This window comes from Mesorhizobium sp. M1078, assembly GCF_040318615.1.
Classification (GTDB): domain Bacteria; phylum Pseudomonadota; class Alphaproteobacteria; order Rhizobiales; family Rhizobiaceae; genus Mesorhizobium.
The window spans coordinates 22,883-37,698 of sequence record NZ_JAMYMP010000002.1; the positions used below are offsets into that span (position 1 = coordinate 22,883).

Below are 14,816 nucleotides of genomic sequence, written 5' to 3' on the forward strand. Positions count from 1 at the left end.
GTTGAAACCAGCGCCTACCAACGCGCCAGTTGGGTGATCTGGATGAGATTGCCGCAGCTGTCGTTGAGCTGGGCGATGGTCGAGCCGGTCACTTCTGTCGGCGCCGTGGCGAACGCACCGCCGCGTCCCTTGATGCGCTCGTAATCACCCTTGACGTCGTCGGTGAACAGCATGAGCGCGGGCTGCCCCTGCTTGAAGATGGCCTGCTGGTAGGCCTTGGCGGCCGGACTTTCGTTGAGCGCCAGTTGTAGCTCGGTTCCCTCGGGCTCATCGGGTGAGATGACGGTCAGCCAACGAAAAGGCCCTTTGCTGAAGTCGGCCTTCACGGCAAAGCCCAGCACGTCGGTGTAGAAGCGCAGTGCGTTGTCCTGGTTGTCCACATAGACGCTGGTCAGCTTGATCTTCATCGATTTCCTCCTTTTTGCATTCGGTTGCCCCCGCGGTCAGGGCGTGGTCCGGCAGGCTTCAATCCGGCTTCGCCAGAAGCTGCTCCAGCTTGGTGAGGAATTGCTGCCACCCGGCCCTGGCGCCGCCATAGGCCTGCTTCTGGCTCGGATGGAAACCCGACTGCTCGACGCGCAGATGGGTCCCCGTGCTGGTGGGCGTGAGCGTGAACGTCACCACGCTCTTCAGATTGTAGGCGGCATCCTCATGCGCAAAATCCCAGCTGTAGGACAGCGTCCTGCCTTGCTCGACGGCGAGGACCTCGCAATCGAGCACGCCGCCCCAGTCGCCGCGAAGATTGAAGCTGTGGCCGACGACAGGCTTGAAATCGTTCTTCATGAGCCAATCCTCCATCAGATGCGGCTGCGTCAACGCGCGCCAGATCTTCTCCGCCGGCCAGGATATTTCACGTTCGACGACGACCGTGCGCAGTTCGGGATTGCTCACTGGTCCATCCTTTTCAGCAGGTTCTCGAGGTCATCGAAGCGGCTCTCCCAGAATCCTGTCATTTGAACTGTCCAGTCGGTCAGCGGACCAAGTGCCGCGGGCTGGGCGCTGTAGTGGGTCTGGCGTCCGGCGTGGCGATCACGCACCAGCCCGGCCAGCTTCAGGACGCCGAGATGCTTCGACACCGCCGGTTGCGAAACCCCGGACTCCGCCGTCAGGGCCCCCACGGTCTGCTCACCCTGGCGGCAAAGGCGCTCGAAGATGGACCGCCGGGTCGGGTCGGCAAGCGTTCTGAACAAAGTATCGTGGGCGTCTGGCATAGGATCGATAACCTGCGAGCTATTGATCGACGTATAACCGCCGAGATATGAATGAGTCAAGTGCGCTGGAATGGATCGAGATTAAAGCGCAGACGCGACCTGCCCGCAGGCGCACACCTGCAGGATTACGATCGGATCGTTTGGATCTTTCAAAGAGTTAACCGGCACCGTCGCAGCAGCGACGGCGCCCAGGAGCTTAGTTCGTCGCGGGAGCGCGCTTCTTTTTCTTGCCGGACTTCTTGTCTGCCGCCGCCGGCGCGATGTCGTCATAGCCGGCATAGACAGTGTAATCCCGGGCGGAGGGTTCGGGCACGACGACGTTGGGATCGGTGAACACGAACTGGGTGGCGGTCGAGGGATCGCTGACCTGGATCTGATAGGGGTGGATCTGCGAATAAAGTACGTCGGGGCCGTGCATGACGGCAATGCGGATCGGCATGGTGATGGTGCCGGGGGCGAACAGCGGTCCCGGCACGATCTTGCCGGCAACCCCAACCTTCATCGTCAACTGGCCGTTGGCACGGCTGCAATCGCGGCTCACATCGCTGATCGAGGCCTGGTAGATGATCTTGGCCGGATCCTTGTTCGGATCGACGATGGAGCCGTCAGGCGCCGTCTGCGCGGCGGCAGCGGCCTCGGCATCCTGTGTTGCATCAGCCTTTTTCTTTTTCGGCTGCGGCGCGCCCTTGGCGTAGGTATTGAAGTATGCGGTGCCGTCACGCACCGTCACTTTCGGGCAGTAGGCCTGCAACTGGCTGGCGAGAACCTTGGGATCCTGAGGCGGTATTGGCGCATTCGGGTCGGTCTTCTTGCCGAAACCGAGATTGAGGATGCCATTGTCGCTCGATTGGCAACCGGCGGCGGCAAGCATAAAGCCGGTTAGCGCCAGACCCGCGACAAAGCGACGGTTGAACTTATGAAACGCCATGAAACTGCACTTCCCTCTCGCAAAGTTGGTGACGTATAGCAACGCCACGGCAAAAATGCGACTGAGGCGGCTCGGAAAATTAACCAATTGCCGTGGATGAAACCGGCGGCAGCAATGGACCTTTGACGATGCGCTATGTGAGTACCCGCGGGGATGCGCCCGTGCTTGGATTTGCCGATGCGGTGCTGGCGGGGCTGGCCCGCGACGGCGGGCTTTATGTGCCGCAGACATGGCCGCAGTTTTCGGCAGCCGAGATCCGCGCCATGCGCGGCCTGCCCTATGCGGACCTCGCCATCCGCGTGCTGACGCCCTTCCTCGGCGGCGAGATCGCCGCACCCGTTTTCGAGCGCCTGGTGCGAGAAGCCTATGCCACCTTCCGCCACCGGGCCGTCTGCCCGCTGGTGCAGACCGGCGCCAACACGTTCATCCTCGAGCTCTTCCACGGTCCGACGCTGGCCTTCAAGGACGTTGCCATGCAGCTGCTTGCCCGGCTGATGGACCATGTACTGACTGAGCGCGGCCAGCGCGCCACCATCGTCGGCGCGACCTCGGGTGACACTGGCGGCGCCGCCATCGATGCCTTTGCCGGCCGCGACCGAACTGACATTTTCGTGATGTTCCCGCATGGCCGCGTCTCGCCGGTGCAGCAGCGGCAGATGACGACATCGACGGCCGCCAACGTCCAGGCGCTGGCGATCGAAGGCAATTTCGACGATTGCCAGGGCCTGCTGAAGGATATGTTCAACGATCATGGTTTTCGTGATCGCGTGTCGCTGTCGGGCGTCAATTCGATCAACTGGGCCCGCATCATGGCCCAGATCGTCTATTATTTTTCCTCGGCGCTTTCGCTCGGCGCGCCGGACAGGCCGGTCTCCTTTACCGTGCCGACCGGCAATTTCGGCGATATTTTCGCCGGTTACGCCGCCAAGAAGATGGGCCTGCCGATCGAGCGGCTGATCGTCGCCACCAACGACAACGACATATTGGCGCGCACTTTCGCGACCGGTGAATACCGCACCAAGGGTGTGTTTGCGACGACGTCGCCATCGATGGACATCCAGGTATCGTCGAACTTCGAGCGACTGCTGTTCGAGGCCTGCGACCGTAACGCAGAGACGGTGCGGCGTTACATGGCCGGCCTCAAGCAATCCGGCGCCTTCACCATCGAGACCGCAGAAATCGACCGGATGCGGTCCGAATTCGACGCCGGACGCGCTGATATGGACGAGGTTGCCGCCACCATCCGTTCAACGCTCGAATCCAGCAATTATCTGCTCGATCCGCACACGGCCGCGGCCGTGCATGTCGCCGCCGGCAAGGCTGACGGTGCAGTGCCGATGGTGGTGCTGGGCACGGCGCACCCGGCCAAGTTCCCGGCCGCGGTCGAAGCCGCCTGCGGCGTGTCGCCGGCCCTGCCCGCATGGCTGGGGTCCTTGATGTCAGCCGACGAAAAGTACACGGTACTTCCATCCGACCTGAAAATGGTGGAAGATTACGTGAGCCGCCACTCAAGGGCAGCGCGTTAGGGAGTACTTGCCATATGGGTGTTGAGGTAAGCCGTCTGTCGAACGGCCTGACAGTCGCCACCGAAACCCTTCCAAGCCTCGAATCCGTTGCCCTTGGCGCCTGGGTCAAGTCCGGCGCCCGCAATGAGCGTGACGACGAGCACGGAATGGCCCATCTGCTCGAGCATATGGCCTTCAAGGGTACGAAAAGGCGGACGGCCTTCGAGATCGCCTCGGAAATCGAGGATGTCGGCGGCGAGATCAATGCCGCCACATCAGTCGAGACGACGTCCTATTACGCCAGGGTGCTGTCCGACGATGTGCCGCTGGCGGTGGATATCCTTGCCGATATCCTGCAGGAGTCCGAATTCGACCCAGAGGAACTGGAGCGCGAGCAGCATGTGATCCTGCAGGAGATCGGCGCCGCGCACGACACGCCCGACGACATCGTCTTCGACCGTTTCACCGAGACCGCCTTCCGCCACCAGACGATCGGCCGCTCGATCCTCGGCACGCCGGAAACCGTCAAATCCTTCACCTCCAAACAGCTGCATGATTTCATAGAGCGCCAGTATGGCGCCGAGAAGATGGTGATCGTGGCGGCAGGCGACATTAAGCACGACAATTTCGTGCGCGAGGTCGAAAAGCAGCTCGGCGGTTTCCGCAGCAAGTCCGACAGCACGATGCCGCAATATGCGCAGTATGTCGGCGGCGATTTCCGCGAGGATCGCGACCTGATGGACGCGCAGATCGTGCTCGGCTTCGAAGGCCGAGCCTATCATGTGCGCGATTTCTACGCTTCGCAGGTGCTGTCGATGATCCTCGGCGGCGGCATGTCGTCCCGGCTGTTCCAGGAGGTCCGCGAAAAGCGTGGCCTGTGCTATTCGGTCTATGCCTTCCACTGGGGTTTTTCCGATACCGGCATCTTCGGCGTTCATGCCGCGACCGGGCAGAGCGACATTGCCGAACTGGTGCCGGTCATTATCGACGAGCTGCAGAAGGCCGGCGAGAATATCCTTCAGGAAGAGCTCGACCGCGCCCGCGCGCAATATCGCGCCGGCCTGATCATGTCGGCTGAAAGCCCGGCCAGCCGCGCCTCGCAGATCGCCAGGCAGCTGCTTCTGTTCGGTCGGCCGATCGCCAAGGAGGAATTGATGGAACGGCTGTCGGCGCTGACCGTCGAGCGGCTGACCGACCTTTCGTCCCGGCTGTTTTCGACCAAGCCGACGCTGACCGCGGTTGGACCGGTGGGTACGCTCGCGCCCTATGAGGCGATTCTCGATTCGCTTGCGGGCACGCACACCACGGCCCGCAAGCTCGCCGTCTAAGCCTTCAAGCGCCGGTGTTCGCGCTCCCTTTCTTTCGCCGTGACCTGCCGGCACTGAAAGGCGACCGGGTCATGCTGCGCGTGCCCTACACCAACGACTATCGCGAATGGTCAGCGGTGCGCGGCGAAAGCCGTGCCTTCCTCGAACCGTGGGAGCCGCGCTGGACGCCCGATGAACTCGACCGCACCGCCTGGCGGCTGCGCATCGGCCGCTACCGCGAAGACTATGCGCAGGGGACAGCCATCGCCTTCTTCATCTTCGAGAAGGCGAGCGGCAAGCTTGCCGGCGGCATTACGCTCGGCAATATCCGCCACGGCGTCTCGCAAAGCGGCCATGTCGGGTACTGGATCGGGGAGCGGTTTGGCGGCCGCGGCCTGATGACCGACGCGGTCAAGGTGGTCTGCCGCTTCGCCTTCGATACGCTGAGGTTGCACCGGATCGAAGCTGCCTGTATTCCCGACAATGTCCGGTCGATCCGCGTGCTTGAAAAAGCCGGATTCCGGCGCGAAGGACTTCTGCGATCCTACCTCAGGATCAACGGCATCTGGCAGGACCACTACCTCTACGCCCGGATCGCGGACGATCCGCCGGGCGCTGGAACGAAGGACTGATTTTTGACGAATTTCCTGCGAAACGGGTCGCTGTTGGCCTTTGTTCTGGCGGTTGTCGTCACGCTTTGCGCGGCGCTCCCGGCCTTCGCCGTCGAACCGATCAAGATTGCCCGCGACGATGTCGCGCTCGACCTGTCGCGCGCCGTCCAGATCTACGTCAATCAGGGCGAAAACTTCCAGGTGTCGACCGCGCCCGGTCCCGACGGCATCGTGCGGCGCATCGAGGTCGAGGCCAATGACGCGCGCTCGAGCGGCGACTGGGCGGTATTCGCGCTCGCCAACACCACCGACCAGCAGCTCGACCGGCTGATCGTGGCGCCGCATTTCCGGCTGGTGAATTCCGGCATCTTCTGGCCCGATCTCGGCGCCACCCGCATCGCCGCGATCACCCCCAGCGAGGGCTTCGCGCTCGACCGGCAGTCAAGCTCCGACGCCGACGTGTTCCGGGTGACGCTGAACCCGGGAACGGTGATCACCTTCATCGCCGAACTCGCCTCGCCGAAGCTGCCGCAGGTCTATCTATGGGAGCCGGAAGCCTACAAGGACTCGGTCAATTCCTATACGCTGTTCCGCGGCATCGTCATCGGCATCGCCGGGCTGCTGGCGCTCTTCCTGACCATCCTTTTCGTCGTCAAGGGAACCTCGATGTTTCCGGCGACAGCCGCACTTGCGTGGGCGGTACTTGCCTATATCTGCGTCGATTTCGGCTTTCTAAACAAGATCATAGAGATATCGCCCGGGAACGAGCAGATGTGGCGGGCGGGAACGGAGGTGGCGCTTGCGGCGACCTTCGTGGTGTTCCTGTTCGCCTATCTCAACCTCAACCGGTGGCACGGCCATTTCAGCTATGGCGCGCTGGTCTGGATCCTCGGCCTGGTGCTGATTGCGGGTGTGGCCATCATCGATCCGGCCGTCGCCGCCGGTATTGCCCGGCTGTCCTTCGCCGCCACCGCGCTGACCGGGCTTGGCCTCATCATCCTGCTCGGTCTTCGTGGTTATGACCGTGCGATCATGCTGGTGCCCAGTTGGGTGATGGTGCTGCTATGGCTATGCGGGTCGTGGATGGCGATCACCGGCATGCTCGACAACGACATCGCCCAGCCGGCATTGGGCGGCGGGCTGATCCTGATCATCCTTTTGATCGGCTTCACCGTCATGCAGCATGCCTTTGCCGGCGGCGCGCTGCATCAGGGCCTGTTCTCCGACCTCGAACGGCAGGCGCTGGCCGTAGCCGGCTCCGGCGACACGGTGTGGGACTGGGACGTGCTGCGCGACCGCGTCGTCACCAAGCCCGACGTCAGCATCCAGCTTGGCCTCGCTCCCAACAGCCTGGGGGGTGCGGCCCGCAACTGGCTGCCGGTGCTGCATGCCGACGACCGCGACACGTTCCGCACCACGCTCGACGTGGTGCTCGAACATCGGCGCGGCCGGGTCTCGCAGAATTTCCGCCTGCGCGGCGCCGACGGGCACTACCACTGGTTCTTGCTTCGGGCGCGGCCGGTGATCGGCTCGGATGGCGAAGTGATTCGCTGCGTCGGCACCATGGTCGACGTTACCGAGCAGAAAAAGTCCGAGGAAAGGCTGCTGCACGATGCCGTTCACGACAATCTGACCGGCCTGCCCAACCGCGAACTTCTGATGAACCGGCTGGAAGCCATCATCTCGATCGCGCGCACCGAAGAGAAGGTGCGCCCCACCGTCTTCGTCATCGACATCGACCGTTTCAAGCAGGTCAATGACGGGCTTGGCATCTCGGCCGGCGACACCATCCTGCTCACCATTGCGCGCCGCTTGCACCGGCTGTTGAAACCTAAGGATTCGCTGTCGCGCTTTGCCGGTGACCAGTTCGCCCTGATGCTGCTCTCCGAACAGGAACCCTCCCGCATCGCGGCGGTGGCAGACGCCATCAAGCACGCCATCAACAACCCGATCACCTTCGCCAAGCGCGAGATCGTGCTGACTGCCTCGATCGGCCTGATCACCTGGACCTCGGCGCAGACTTCGGCAGAAGACATGGTCAAGGACGCCGAGCTTGCCATGCACCAGGCCAAGCGCTTCGGCGGCGACAGGATCGAGCCGTTCCGACCGGCCTTCCGCACCGTCGGCACCGACCGGCTGCAATTCGAATCCGATCTGCGCCGCGCCATCGAGCGGCGTGAGTTCACCCTTGCCTACCAGCCGATCGTACGGCTGGAGGACGGCAGCATTGCCGGCTTCGAGGCGCTGCTGCGTTGGGACCATCCGCGCCGCGGCATGATCCCGCCGGGCGATTTCATCCCGGTCGCCGAAAGCTGTGGCCTGATCGTGCAGCTTGGGCTGTTTGCCATGCAGCAGGCGGCCGAAGACCTCGCCGGTTGGCAAAAGCAGATCGGCGACACGCCGCTGTCGGTGTCGGTCAATCTGTCCAGTCGCCAGCTGATCCGCCGCGACCTGGTCAGCGATGTCCGCTCGGTCATCGCCCGCGCCAATCTGAAGCCGCGCTGCTTCCGGCTCGAACTTACCGAATCGCTGGTCATGGACAATCCAGAGCAGACCTCGCATGTGCTGACCAAGCTCAAGCAGCTCGGCATCGGCCTGTCGCTGGACGATTTCGGCACCGGCTATTCCTCGCTCGCCTATCTGACCCGCTTCCCCTTCGACACCATCAAGATCGACAAGAGCTTCGTCGACGACGCGACGCCGAAGCGGGCGGTGCTGCTCAAATCCATGGTCAACATGGCGCATGAACTCGGCCTGTCGGTGGTGGCCGAGGGCATTTCCGACGAAAGCGATGCGCTGGAATTGCGCCAGATGGGCTGCGAATATGTGCAAAGCTTCATGTTCGGCGCGCCGATGCCAGGCGACCAGGTGCTGAAGGCGTTGAAAGAACAGTACCCGATGACGCAGGCGTGATGGGTGAGGCATGCGTCGTGCAGGCGCGTGGTTACATTGGAATGAACCCCGAAAATTAGCTGAAGCGACCGCGCCTTCGTCATCCTAGGGCGAAGCAAGAGCGCAGCGACGCGGCGCAGACCCTAGGATGACGAAAGTGGCGGGCGGCTTCGGCTAGTCGCGAAGGTTCGGCGGAACGTCGGCGAAGGCGAGGCTTCAGGCGTGCCCCGCGGCCAGGCTCAAATGCGCCAGATCAATCCCGATCGATGCCAGGATGCGGTCGTACTTCCGCTCGATGTCGGCGTCGAACAGCAGCTCCGGCGTGGCCGGACAGGTCAGCCAGCCATTCTCGGCGATCTCGGTTTCCAGCTGGCCGGCGCCCCAGCCGGAATAGCCGAGCGCCATCAACGCGCGCCGCGGGCCGCGGCCGGACGAGATGGCGCGCAATATGTCGACCGTCGCGGTCAGGCAGATATCGTCGGAGACGGTGAGCGAGGATTCCACCCGGTAGTCGCCCGAGTGAAGGACGAAGCCGCGGCTGCGGTCCACTGGGCCGCCATTGCGCACCACGAAGTCGCGGGCCTGCGCAGGCAGCCTGATCGCCTCCTGTTCGTTCATGATGCCGAGCTGCACCAGAAGATCGGGAAACAGCATCTGCTGCGTCTGGTTGATGATCAGGCCCATGGCGCCTTCATCGCTGTGCGCGCAGATGTAGATGACCGAGCGCGTGAAGCGATCGTCCTTCATGCCGGGCATGGCAATCAGGAACTGGTCGTCAAGAAAGCCGCGTCCACCGGCTGTCTTTTTGTGGCGCAACAAGTCCATGGACTGGAGCGTAACGCGTTTCCGGGACGCCGAAAAGATGCGCCGCGTGCGATTCGGCCAAAGCCCAACGGTTGGAACAACGGAATCTTGACTGCGAACTTCACTCGGCCGATTGCTTGAAGCCAACTGTTCCTTGCCCGAAGGTCACGCAAATATGATACGCAGAGCGCCATGAAAACATTGCGCGGCCATGAACTGACGATCAAATCAACGCCATGCAAAGCTTGAAAATCCTGCTGCTCGGTATTGCTATCGGATGCGGAGCAGTCCTGCCCGCCGCCGCCTCCTCGTCGGAATGGTACAACAGCGAAGGCGGCAAGGTGCGGCTGGTGACAACAGGCAAGGCCGACGAGGCCGGTCGCATACAGGGCGTGCTCGACATCGCGCTCAAGCCCGGCTGGAAAACTTATTGGCGCGATCCGGGCGACGCCGGCGTGCCGCCGCAGATCGACGTTTCGGCCAGCACCAACATCACCGATGCGGCGTTTTCCTTCCCGCCGCCGCAGCGCCATGACGACGGCTACGGCAAATGGGCCGGCTACAACCATCCGGTCTCGCTGCCGGTGACATTCACTTTGTCGTCGCCTGGGGATGCGGCCGTCATCGATGCCGACATCTTTCTTGGCATCTGCGAGACGATCTGTATTCCGGTGCAGACGCGGCTGAGCGTCGATCCCGCCGCCGATCCCGACAATGCCGAGGATGCGGCGCTGGTGAAGGCTGCACTCGCCACCTTGCCCGCGCCTGCCAAGCCCGATTTCGGGATCAAGGTGCTGCCGGGCGACCATGAGACGCTGATGGTCGAGGCGACTTTTCCCGGAGATCCGGAGGCGGCGGATTTATTCGTCGCCGGGGGACGCGATTATATGTTCGGGGCGCCTGCACGCAGCGAAAAGGACGGCCGGCTGGTATTTACCATTCCGATCCTCGACCGGCCGTCGACGACACCGACCGATGGCGGGTTGTATTACACCCTGACAAGTGCCGAAGGCGCGGTCGAGGGCGTTCTGCCGTTCCCCTGATACCGAACCCGATCCGGGCTTTCCCTTGATCCAGGCCTTGTCGGCGGTTGCGGGAGATGCCCGATTTCGCTATCGCAAGAAACCTTCCCTGCTTTTCACACGAGGACCATCATGACGATTGCCGTTGGCGACAAACTGCCCGATGCGACCTTCAAGGAAATGACCGCCGACGGCGCCAAGGTGATCACCTCGGCCGAGATTTTCGCGGGCAAGAAGGTCGTGCTGTTCGGCGTTCCAGGCGCCTTCACGCCGACCTGCAGCAACAATCATCTGCCGGGCTATCTCGAGAACCACGATGCCATCCTGGCCCGCGGCGTCGACACCATCGCCGTCGTGTCCGTCAACGATGTCCATGTCATGGGCGCCTGGGCCAATTTCACCGGCGGTCAAGGCAAGATCCTCTATCTCGCCGACGGCAATGGCGACTTCGCCAGGTCGATCGGCCTCGACTCCGACTATTCCAGCGGCGGCATGGGATTGCGCTCGAAGCGCTTCTCGATGATCGTCGACAACGGCAAGGTCACGGCGCTCAATGTCGAGACCAAGCCAGGAGTCGACACATCGGGTGCCGCTCACATTCTGAGCCAGCTCTAAACCGCGGCGGCCGCGTCGGCTCATGAGCGCCATGGCCTGACGACGACGCGCTTCCAGCCGGATTGCCTGCTTTGGGGGACATCGACGATGTTTGACATCATCTGGCGCAGCGTTGCGATCGGCATCGGCGCCACGGTGCTGATGGATCTTTGGGCGCTGTTCCTGCATCTGGCGCTCAGCCAGCCGCGGCCGAACTGGGGGCCGCCCGGCCGCTGGGTCTGGCACCTTAGGGAAGGCAAGGTTTTCCACGACGATATCGCCCAAGCCGCATCCTATGCGCATGAGCAGGCGCTGGGCTGGGCTTTCCACTATGTCACCGGCATCGTCTACGGCTTCATCCTGGTGGCGCTGGTGGGCACGGCATGGCTGGACGCGCCGACCTTCCTGCCGGCCTTCATCCTCGGCATGGTCACCATCGGCGCCGGCTGGTTCCTGCTGGCGCCCGGCATGGGCGCCGGTTGGGCCGCCTCAAAGCGCCCCAACGCGATGCAGATCCGCGCCTTCAACGTGATCTCGCACACGGTGTTCGCGCTCGGCCTCTACGGCACGGCCCTTTTGATCCGCTGAGGATTCTATTTGCTGATCGTGAGCGGCTTCATCGCGGCGAGGGTATCGATGATTTCCTGACGCCGCTTTGGCGCGGCGCCAGACTGTCGATCGGCCGCCAGCCGTGGACGACGCGGCGCGTGCCGACATCATAGGCGAAGTAATTACCACCGCCGGCCGGCTGATCCGCCTCGCGGCTGATTGCGCGGCCGCTGAGCGAGAGCAGCAAGAGCGTTCCTACGCCGCCATGGCCGACGAAGGCAATGTCGCCGCCATCCGCAGCACCCAGCACCGTTTCGACCTCGCTGACAATGCGTTGTTGGGCATCGATGGCCCGCTCCCAGCCGCGGATGCTTTTGTGCGGGTTGGCGAAGAACTGGTCGGCGACCGCCTCGAACTCCGGCGGCGGCAGGAAGCCGGTTGCCGACCGATCGTTCTCGTGCATGCGCTCCCGCACCTCGACCGCGAGGCCGAGGTGTTTGCCAAGAATCTCGGCGGTTTCGATCGCCTTGCGTTCGGCCGACGAGACGACCCGCCGGATCGACCCGACCCATGGCTGCTCGAGCATGGCTGATGCTCGAGCCCGTCCGATCTCGGACAGCCCCCAGTGCGGCACGGGAACGTTGGCATCGATCTGAACCTGGGGATGGGCGATGTAGTATACGATCGGCATGAGTGAGGTCTCCTGCCGGTAGCTTGAGCTCAATAGCTCTGGGTCGAGCGCCGTGCCCGTGGCGCCGCAGGCTGCTTCTCGGATGCCGCCGGCTTCAGCGCCGCCGCAGGCTTCGGCGCCACAGGTTTTAACGGACCCTTCTTGAACGGCGCCATGCCTTCCCTTGCGAGTTCGTCGGCGCGTTCGTTCTCGGTGTGGCCGGCATGGCCCTTGACCCAGTTCCAGGTCACCTTGTGGCGCCGATTGGCCTCATCCAGCGCCTGCCACAGTTCACCGTTCTTGACCGGCTTCCTGTCAGCGGTCTTCCAGCCGTTTTTCTTCCAGCCGTGGATCCATTTGGAGATACCGTCCATGACATATTTGCTGTCGGTGTGAAGCTCGACGGCGCACGGCTCCTTCAGCGCATTCAGCGCCGAGATGGCGGCCAGCAGCTCCATACGGTTATTGGTCGTCTCGGCCTCGCCGCCCGACAATTCCCTGGTCTTGCCGTTGAAGCGCAGGATGGCGCCCCAGCCGCCGGGACCGGGATTGCCCGAGCAGGCGCCGTCGGTGAAGATTTCAACCTGCTTGGTCATGTCAGTCCGTATTCAGAAGGCGACTTGATCGCGCGGTGGAAGCGCATGCGGCGGATATATTCGGTCGGATCGCGCTTCATGACCAGCCCGCCGTCGGGAACGGTCAGCCAGTCATAGAGCCGGGTCAGCATAAAGCGCAGCGCCGAGCCGCGAGAAAGCATCGGCAGCGCTGCTTTCTCGCCATCGCTCAAAGGCCGCACGCTCTGATAGCCGGCCAGCAGCGCCGTGCCTTTGGTCAGGTTGAAGGAGAAATCCTTCTCGAAACACCAGGCGTTGAGACAGGTGGCGACGTCATAGGCGTAGAGGTCGTGGCAGGCGAAATAGAAGTCGATGAGGCCGGACAGTTTCTCGCCGAGGAAGAAGACATTGTCGGGAAACAGATCGGCATGGATGATGCCTGCCGGCAGGCCTGGCGGCCAATGGCGTTCGAAATCCGCGAAATCCGCGTCGACCTCGGCCGCCAGTCCCGGCTCGACCTCGTCGGCTCGGTCGCGCGAGGCATTCCAGAGTTTGCGCCAGCCCTCGATGGCGAGCGCGTTGTCACGCGTCATCGCAAAATCCTGGCCGGCGAGATGCAGGGCGGCGAGCGCCTTGCCGACCTCCGCGCAATGCGCCGCTGTCGGCCGCCGGAGCGACAGGCCCTCGAGGAAGGTGATGATGACCGCGGGGCGGCCGGCCAGCGTGCCGATGACGGTGCCGTCATGCGCGGTCACCGGCAACGGGCAGGAAATGCCTTTGCGGGCGAGATGGCCCATCAGGCCGAGGAAGAACGGCAGGTCGGCCTTGTCGACGCGCTTCTCGTAAAGCGTCAGTATGTAAGAGCCGCTTGAGGTGTGCAGCAAAAAGTTCGAATTCTCGGTGCCTTCGGCGATCCCCTTGTAGGACAAGAGTTCGCCGACCGGATATGCCCTCAGGAACGCGCCGAGTTCGCCCTCATTGACGTCGGTGTAGACCGCCATGGGCTGTTCACGCGGCTCCGTTGACGAAGGCCATGTCGGCCCGCGTCAGTTCGACATCGCGCAGAACCCGCATGACTGGAAAATCCTCCGTTTCGGTGGCGGTGATCGCCAGGTCGATGGTCACCTCGAAGCGCTGGCGGAAGGCATCGATGATCTCGTCGACGATGATCTCCGGCGCCGACGCGCCGGCAGACAGGCCGAGCGTCGAGATGTTTGTGACGTCATTCCACGGAATTTCGGCGGCGCGCTGTACGAGAAGCGACATGGTGGCGCCGGCGCGCTCCGCCACTTCGACAAGACGGCGCGAATTGGAGGAATTGGGCGCACCGACGATCAGATAGAGATCGGCGCCGGCGGCGGTTTCCTTGACCGCTTCCTGGCGGTTGGTGGTGGCGTAGCAGATCGATTCGGCGGCCGGTGCATGCAGTTGCGGGAAGCGCTCCTGCAGCACCCGCAATATGCCGGCAGTGTCTTCGACCGACAACGTTGTCTGGCTTACGAAGCCGAGCGCTTCCGGGTCGGCGGGGGCAAAGGTCCCAGCGTCGGCTTCGGTCTCGATCAGCGTGACGGCGCCTTCAGCCAGTTGGCCCATGGTGCCGATCACTTCGGGATGGCCGGCATGGCCGATCAGAAGCACATGGCGGCCGAGCCGCTGATGGCGCATCGCCTGCTTGTGCACCTTGGACACCAGCGGGCAGGTGGCGTCGAGATAGAAGAGCTCGCGTGCCTTGGCGTCGGCCGGCACCGATTTCGGCACGCCGTGGGCCGAGAAGACAACCGGCGACTTGCGGTGCTCGGCCGGGATTTCCGAGAGTTCCTCGATGAAAACCGCGCCAAGGCTTTGCAGGCCCTCGACGACATAGCGGTTGTGCACGATCTCGTGGCGGACATAGACCGGCGCGCCGTATTTCTTCAACGCCAGCACGACGATCTGGATCGCGCGGTCGACACCGGCGCAAAAGCCGCGCGGCTGGCAGAGCCGGATCGTCAGCGGTGGTTTTGTGGCGGTCTGCAGCATGATTCCAGATCGGTTGATCGTATCGTGACGCGAAATGAGGTGTGCACCCCTGCCCTGTCAAGGGCAGTTGAGATCAGGTTGAATGGTCAGCCTGATCTAACTCTTTGTTGGAGCATGATCTTGTCCGAAAACCGGTTCCCACTTTTCGGG

Annotated in this window: 16 protein-coding genes; 7 read left to right on the forward strand and 9 right to left on the reverse strand. The window is 63.1% G+C overall.

All coding sequences use genetic code 11. The features are described from left to right. Nucleotides 1-14 precede the first annotated feature (14 nt). The 4 genes from NKH38_RS04240 to NKH38_RS04255 form a co-directional block, all read right to left on the reverse strand. Nucleotides 15-407 (reverse strand): VOC family protein, encoded by a 393-nt coding sequence (locus tag NKH38_RS04240; RefSeq protein WP_023731302.1) that lies wholly within the window; start codon nt 405-407, stop codon nt 15-17. A 58-nt stretch (nt 408-465) separates the two neighbouring features. Further along, nucleotides 466-891 (reverse strand): SRPBCC family protein, encoded by a 426-nt coding sequence (locus NKH38_RS04245; RefSeq protein WP_352760706.1) that lies wholly within the window; start codon nt 889-891, stop codon nt 466-468. Continuing rightward, the gene (locus NKH38_RS04250; RefSeq protein WP_352760709.1) at nt 888-1,211 is read right to left on the reverse strand and encodes an ArsR/SmtB family transcription factor; all 324 of its coding nucleotides are present in this window, start codon (nt 1,209-1,211) and stop codon (nt 888-890) included. Before NKH38_RS04250 ends, NKH38_RS04245 begins: the two co-directional genes overlap by 4 nt. Before the next feature lie 196 nt (nt 1,212-1,407). Next, the gene (locus tag NKH38_RS04255) at nt 1,408-2,139 is read right to left on the reverse strand and encodes a hypothetical protein (RefSeq protein WP_352760712.1); all 732 of its coding nucleotides are present in this window, start codon (nt 2,137-2,139) and stop codon (nt 1,408-1,410) included. Nucleotides 2,140-2,267: 128 nt separating this feature from the next. Between NKH38_RS04255 and thrC the strand changes: the two genes are divergently transcribed. Genes thrC through NKH38_RS04275 form a run of 4 tightly spaced genes read left to right on the forward strand, consistent with a single transcriptional unit; the run spans nt 2,268 to nt 8,475 of the window. Beyond that, nucleotides 2,268-3,665 (forward strand): threonine synthase, encoded by a 1,398-nt coding sequence (thrC, locus tag NKH38_RS04260; RefSeq protein ID WP_352760715.1) that lies wholly within the window; start codon nt 2,268-2,270, stop codon nt 3,663-3,665. 14 nt (nt 3,666-3,679) lie between these two features. Next, complete coding sequence (locus NKH38_RS04265) at nt 3,680-4,972, forward strand: M16 family metallopeptidase (protein WP_023668402.1); 1,293 nt, start codon at nt 3,680-3,682, stop codon at nt 4,970-4,972. Between the two features lie 14 nt (nt 4,973-4,986). Beyond that, nucleotides 4,987-5,583, forward strand: coding sequence for a GNAT family N-acetyltransferase (locus tag NKH38_RS04270; RefSeq protein WP_023668403.1), 597 nt, complete (start codon nt 4,987-4,989; stop codon nt 5,581-5,583). Between the two features lie 3 nt (nt 5,584-5,586). Then, nucleotides 5,587-8,475, forward strand: coding sequence for an EAL domain-containing protein (locus NKH38_RS04275; RefSeq protein ID WP_023706671.1), 2,889 nt, complete (start codon nt 5,587-5,589; stop codon nt 8,473-8,475). Between the two features lie 195 nt (nt 8,476-8,670). On the opposite strand, the gene NKH38_RS04280 is transcribed toward NKH38_RS04275, so the two are convergent. Continuing rightward, the gene (locus NKH38_RS04280; protein WP_023668405.1) at nt 8,671-9,279 is read right to left on the reverse strand and encodes a YqgE/AlgH family protein; all 609 of its coding nucleotides are present in this window, start codon (nt 9,277-9,279) and stop codon (nt 8,671-8,673) included. Between the two features lie 215 nt (nt 9,280-9,494). Here NKH38_RS04280 and NKH38_RS04285 point away from each other — a divergent pair, with 215 nt between their 5' ends. The 3 genes from NKH38_RS04285 (at nt 9,495) to NKH38_RS04295 (ending at nt 11,462) form a co-directional block, all read left to right on the forward strand. After that, entirely contained in the window at nt 9,495-10,301 is an 807-nt protein-coding gene (locus NKH38_RS04285; protein WP_023706670.1) for a protein-disulfide reductase DsbD domain-containing protein, read from the forward strand. A gap of 111 nt (nt 10,302-10,412) precedes the next feature. Further along, complete coding sequence (locus tag NKH38_RS04290) at nt 10,413-10,895, forward strand: peroxiredoxin (RefSeq protein ID WP_023698522.1); 483 nt, start codon at nt 10,413-10,415, stop codon at nt 10,893-10,895. Nucleotides 10,896-10,982: 87 nt separating this feature from the next. After that, nucleotides 10,983-11,462, forward strand: coding sequence for a DUF2938 domain-containing protein (locus NKH38_RS04295; protein ID WP_023731307.1), 480 nt, complete (start codon nt 10,983-10,985; stop codon nt 11,460-11,462). 28 nt (nt 11,463-11,490) lie between these two features. Here NKH38_RS04295 and NKH38_RS04300 read toward each other — a convergent pair whose 3' ends face one another. Genes NKH38_RS04300 through ispH form a run of 4 tightly spaced genes read right to left on the reverse strand, consistent with a single transcriptional unit; the run spans nt 11,491 to nt 14,666 of the window. Beyond that, on the reverse strand, nt 11,491-12,114 hold the full coding sequence (locus NKH38_RS04300) for a histidine phosphatase family protein (RefSeq protein ID WP_023731308.1): 624 nt from the start codon (nt 12,112-12,114) through the stop codon (nt 11,491-11,493). A gap of 29 nt (nt 12,115-12,143) precedes the next feature. Further along, nucleotides 12,144-12,689 carry a ribonuclease HI gene (rnhA, locus tag NKH38_RS04305; protein ID WP_352760720.1) on the reverse strand — a complete coding sequence of 182 codons (546 nt, stop codon included), beginning with the start codon at nt 12,687-12,689 and terminating at the stop codon, nt 12,144-12,146. Beyond that, nucleotides 12,686-13,648 (reverse strand): homoserine kinase, encoded by a 963-nt coding sequence (locus tag NKH38_RS04310; protein ID WP_023731310.1) that lies wholly within the window; start codon nt 13,646-13,648, stop codon nt 12,686-12,688. Before NKH38_RS04310 ends, rnhA begins: the two co-directional genes overlap by 4 nt. 7 nt (nt 13,649-13,655) lie before the next feature. Continuing rightward, nucleotides 13,656-14,666 (reverse strand): 4-hydroxy-3-methylbut-2-enyl diphosphate reductase, encoded by a 1,011-nt coding sequence (ispH, locus tag NKH38_RS04315; protein WP_023731311.1) that lies wholly within the window; start codon nt 14,664-14,666, stop codon nt 13,656-13,658. Nucleotides 14,667-14,816: the final 150 nt, after the last annotated feature.

Coding starts and splice junctions, on each gene's coding strand:
- NKH38_RS04285 (WP_023706670.1), top strand. CDS start 9,495: ATGCAAAGCTTGAAAATCCTGCTGCTCGGTATTGCTATCGGATGCGGA.
- NKH38_RS04250 (WP_352760709.1), bottom strand. CDS start 1,211: ATGCCAGACGCCCACGATACTTTGTTCAGAACGCTTGCCGACCCGACC.
- NKH38_RS04300 (WP_023731308.1), bottom strand. CDS start 12,114: ATGCCGATCGTATACTACATCGCCCATCCCCAGGTTCAGATCGATGCC.
- NKH38_RS04290 (WP_023698522.1), top strand. CDS start 10,413: ATGACGATTGCCGTTGGCGACAAACTGCCCGATGCGACCTTCAAGGAA.
- rnhA (WP_352760720.1), bottom strand. CDS start 12,689: ATGACCAAGCAGGTTGAAATCTTCACCGACGGCGCCTGCTCGGGCAAT.
- NKH38_RS04240 (WP_023731302.1), bottom strand. CDS start 407: ATGAAGATCAAGCTGACCAGCGTCTATGTGGACAACCAGGACAACGCA.
- NKH38_RS04265 (WP_023668402.1), top strand. CDS start 3,680: ATGGGTGTTGAGGTAAGCCGTCTGTCGAACGGCCTGACAGTCGCCACC.
- NKH38_RS04295 (WP_023731307.1), top strand. CDS start 10,983: ATGTTTGACATCATCTGGCGCAGCGTTGCGATCGGCATCGGCGCCACG.
- thrC (WP_352760715.1), top strand. CDS start 2,268: ATGCGCTATGTGAGTACCCGCGGGGATGCGCCCGTGCTTGGATTTGCC.
- NKH38_RS04280 (WP_023668405.1), bottom strand. CDS start 9,279: ATGGACTTGTTGCGCCACAAAAAGACAGCCGGTGGACGCGGCTTTCTT.
- ispH (WP_023731311.1), bottom strand. CDS start 14,666: ATGCTGCAGACCGCCACAAAACCACCGCTGACGATCCGGCTCTGCCAG.
- NKH38_RS04310 (WP_023731310.1), bottom strand. CDS start 13,648: ATGGCGGTCTACACCGACGTCAATGAGGGCGAACTCGGCGCGTTCCTG.
- NKH38_RS04255 (WP_352760712.1), bottom strand. CDS start 2,139: ATGGCGTTTCATAAGTTCAACCGTCGCTTTGTCGCGGGTCTGGCGCTA.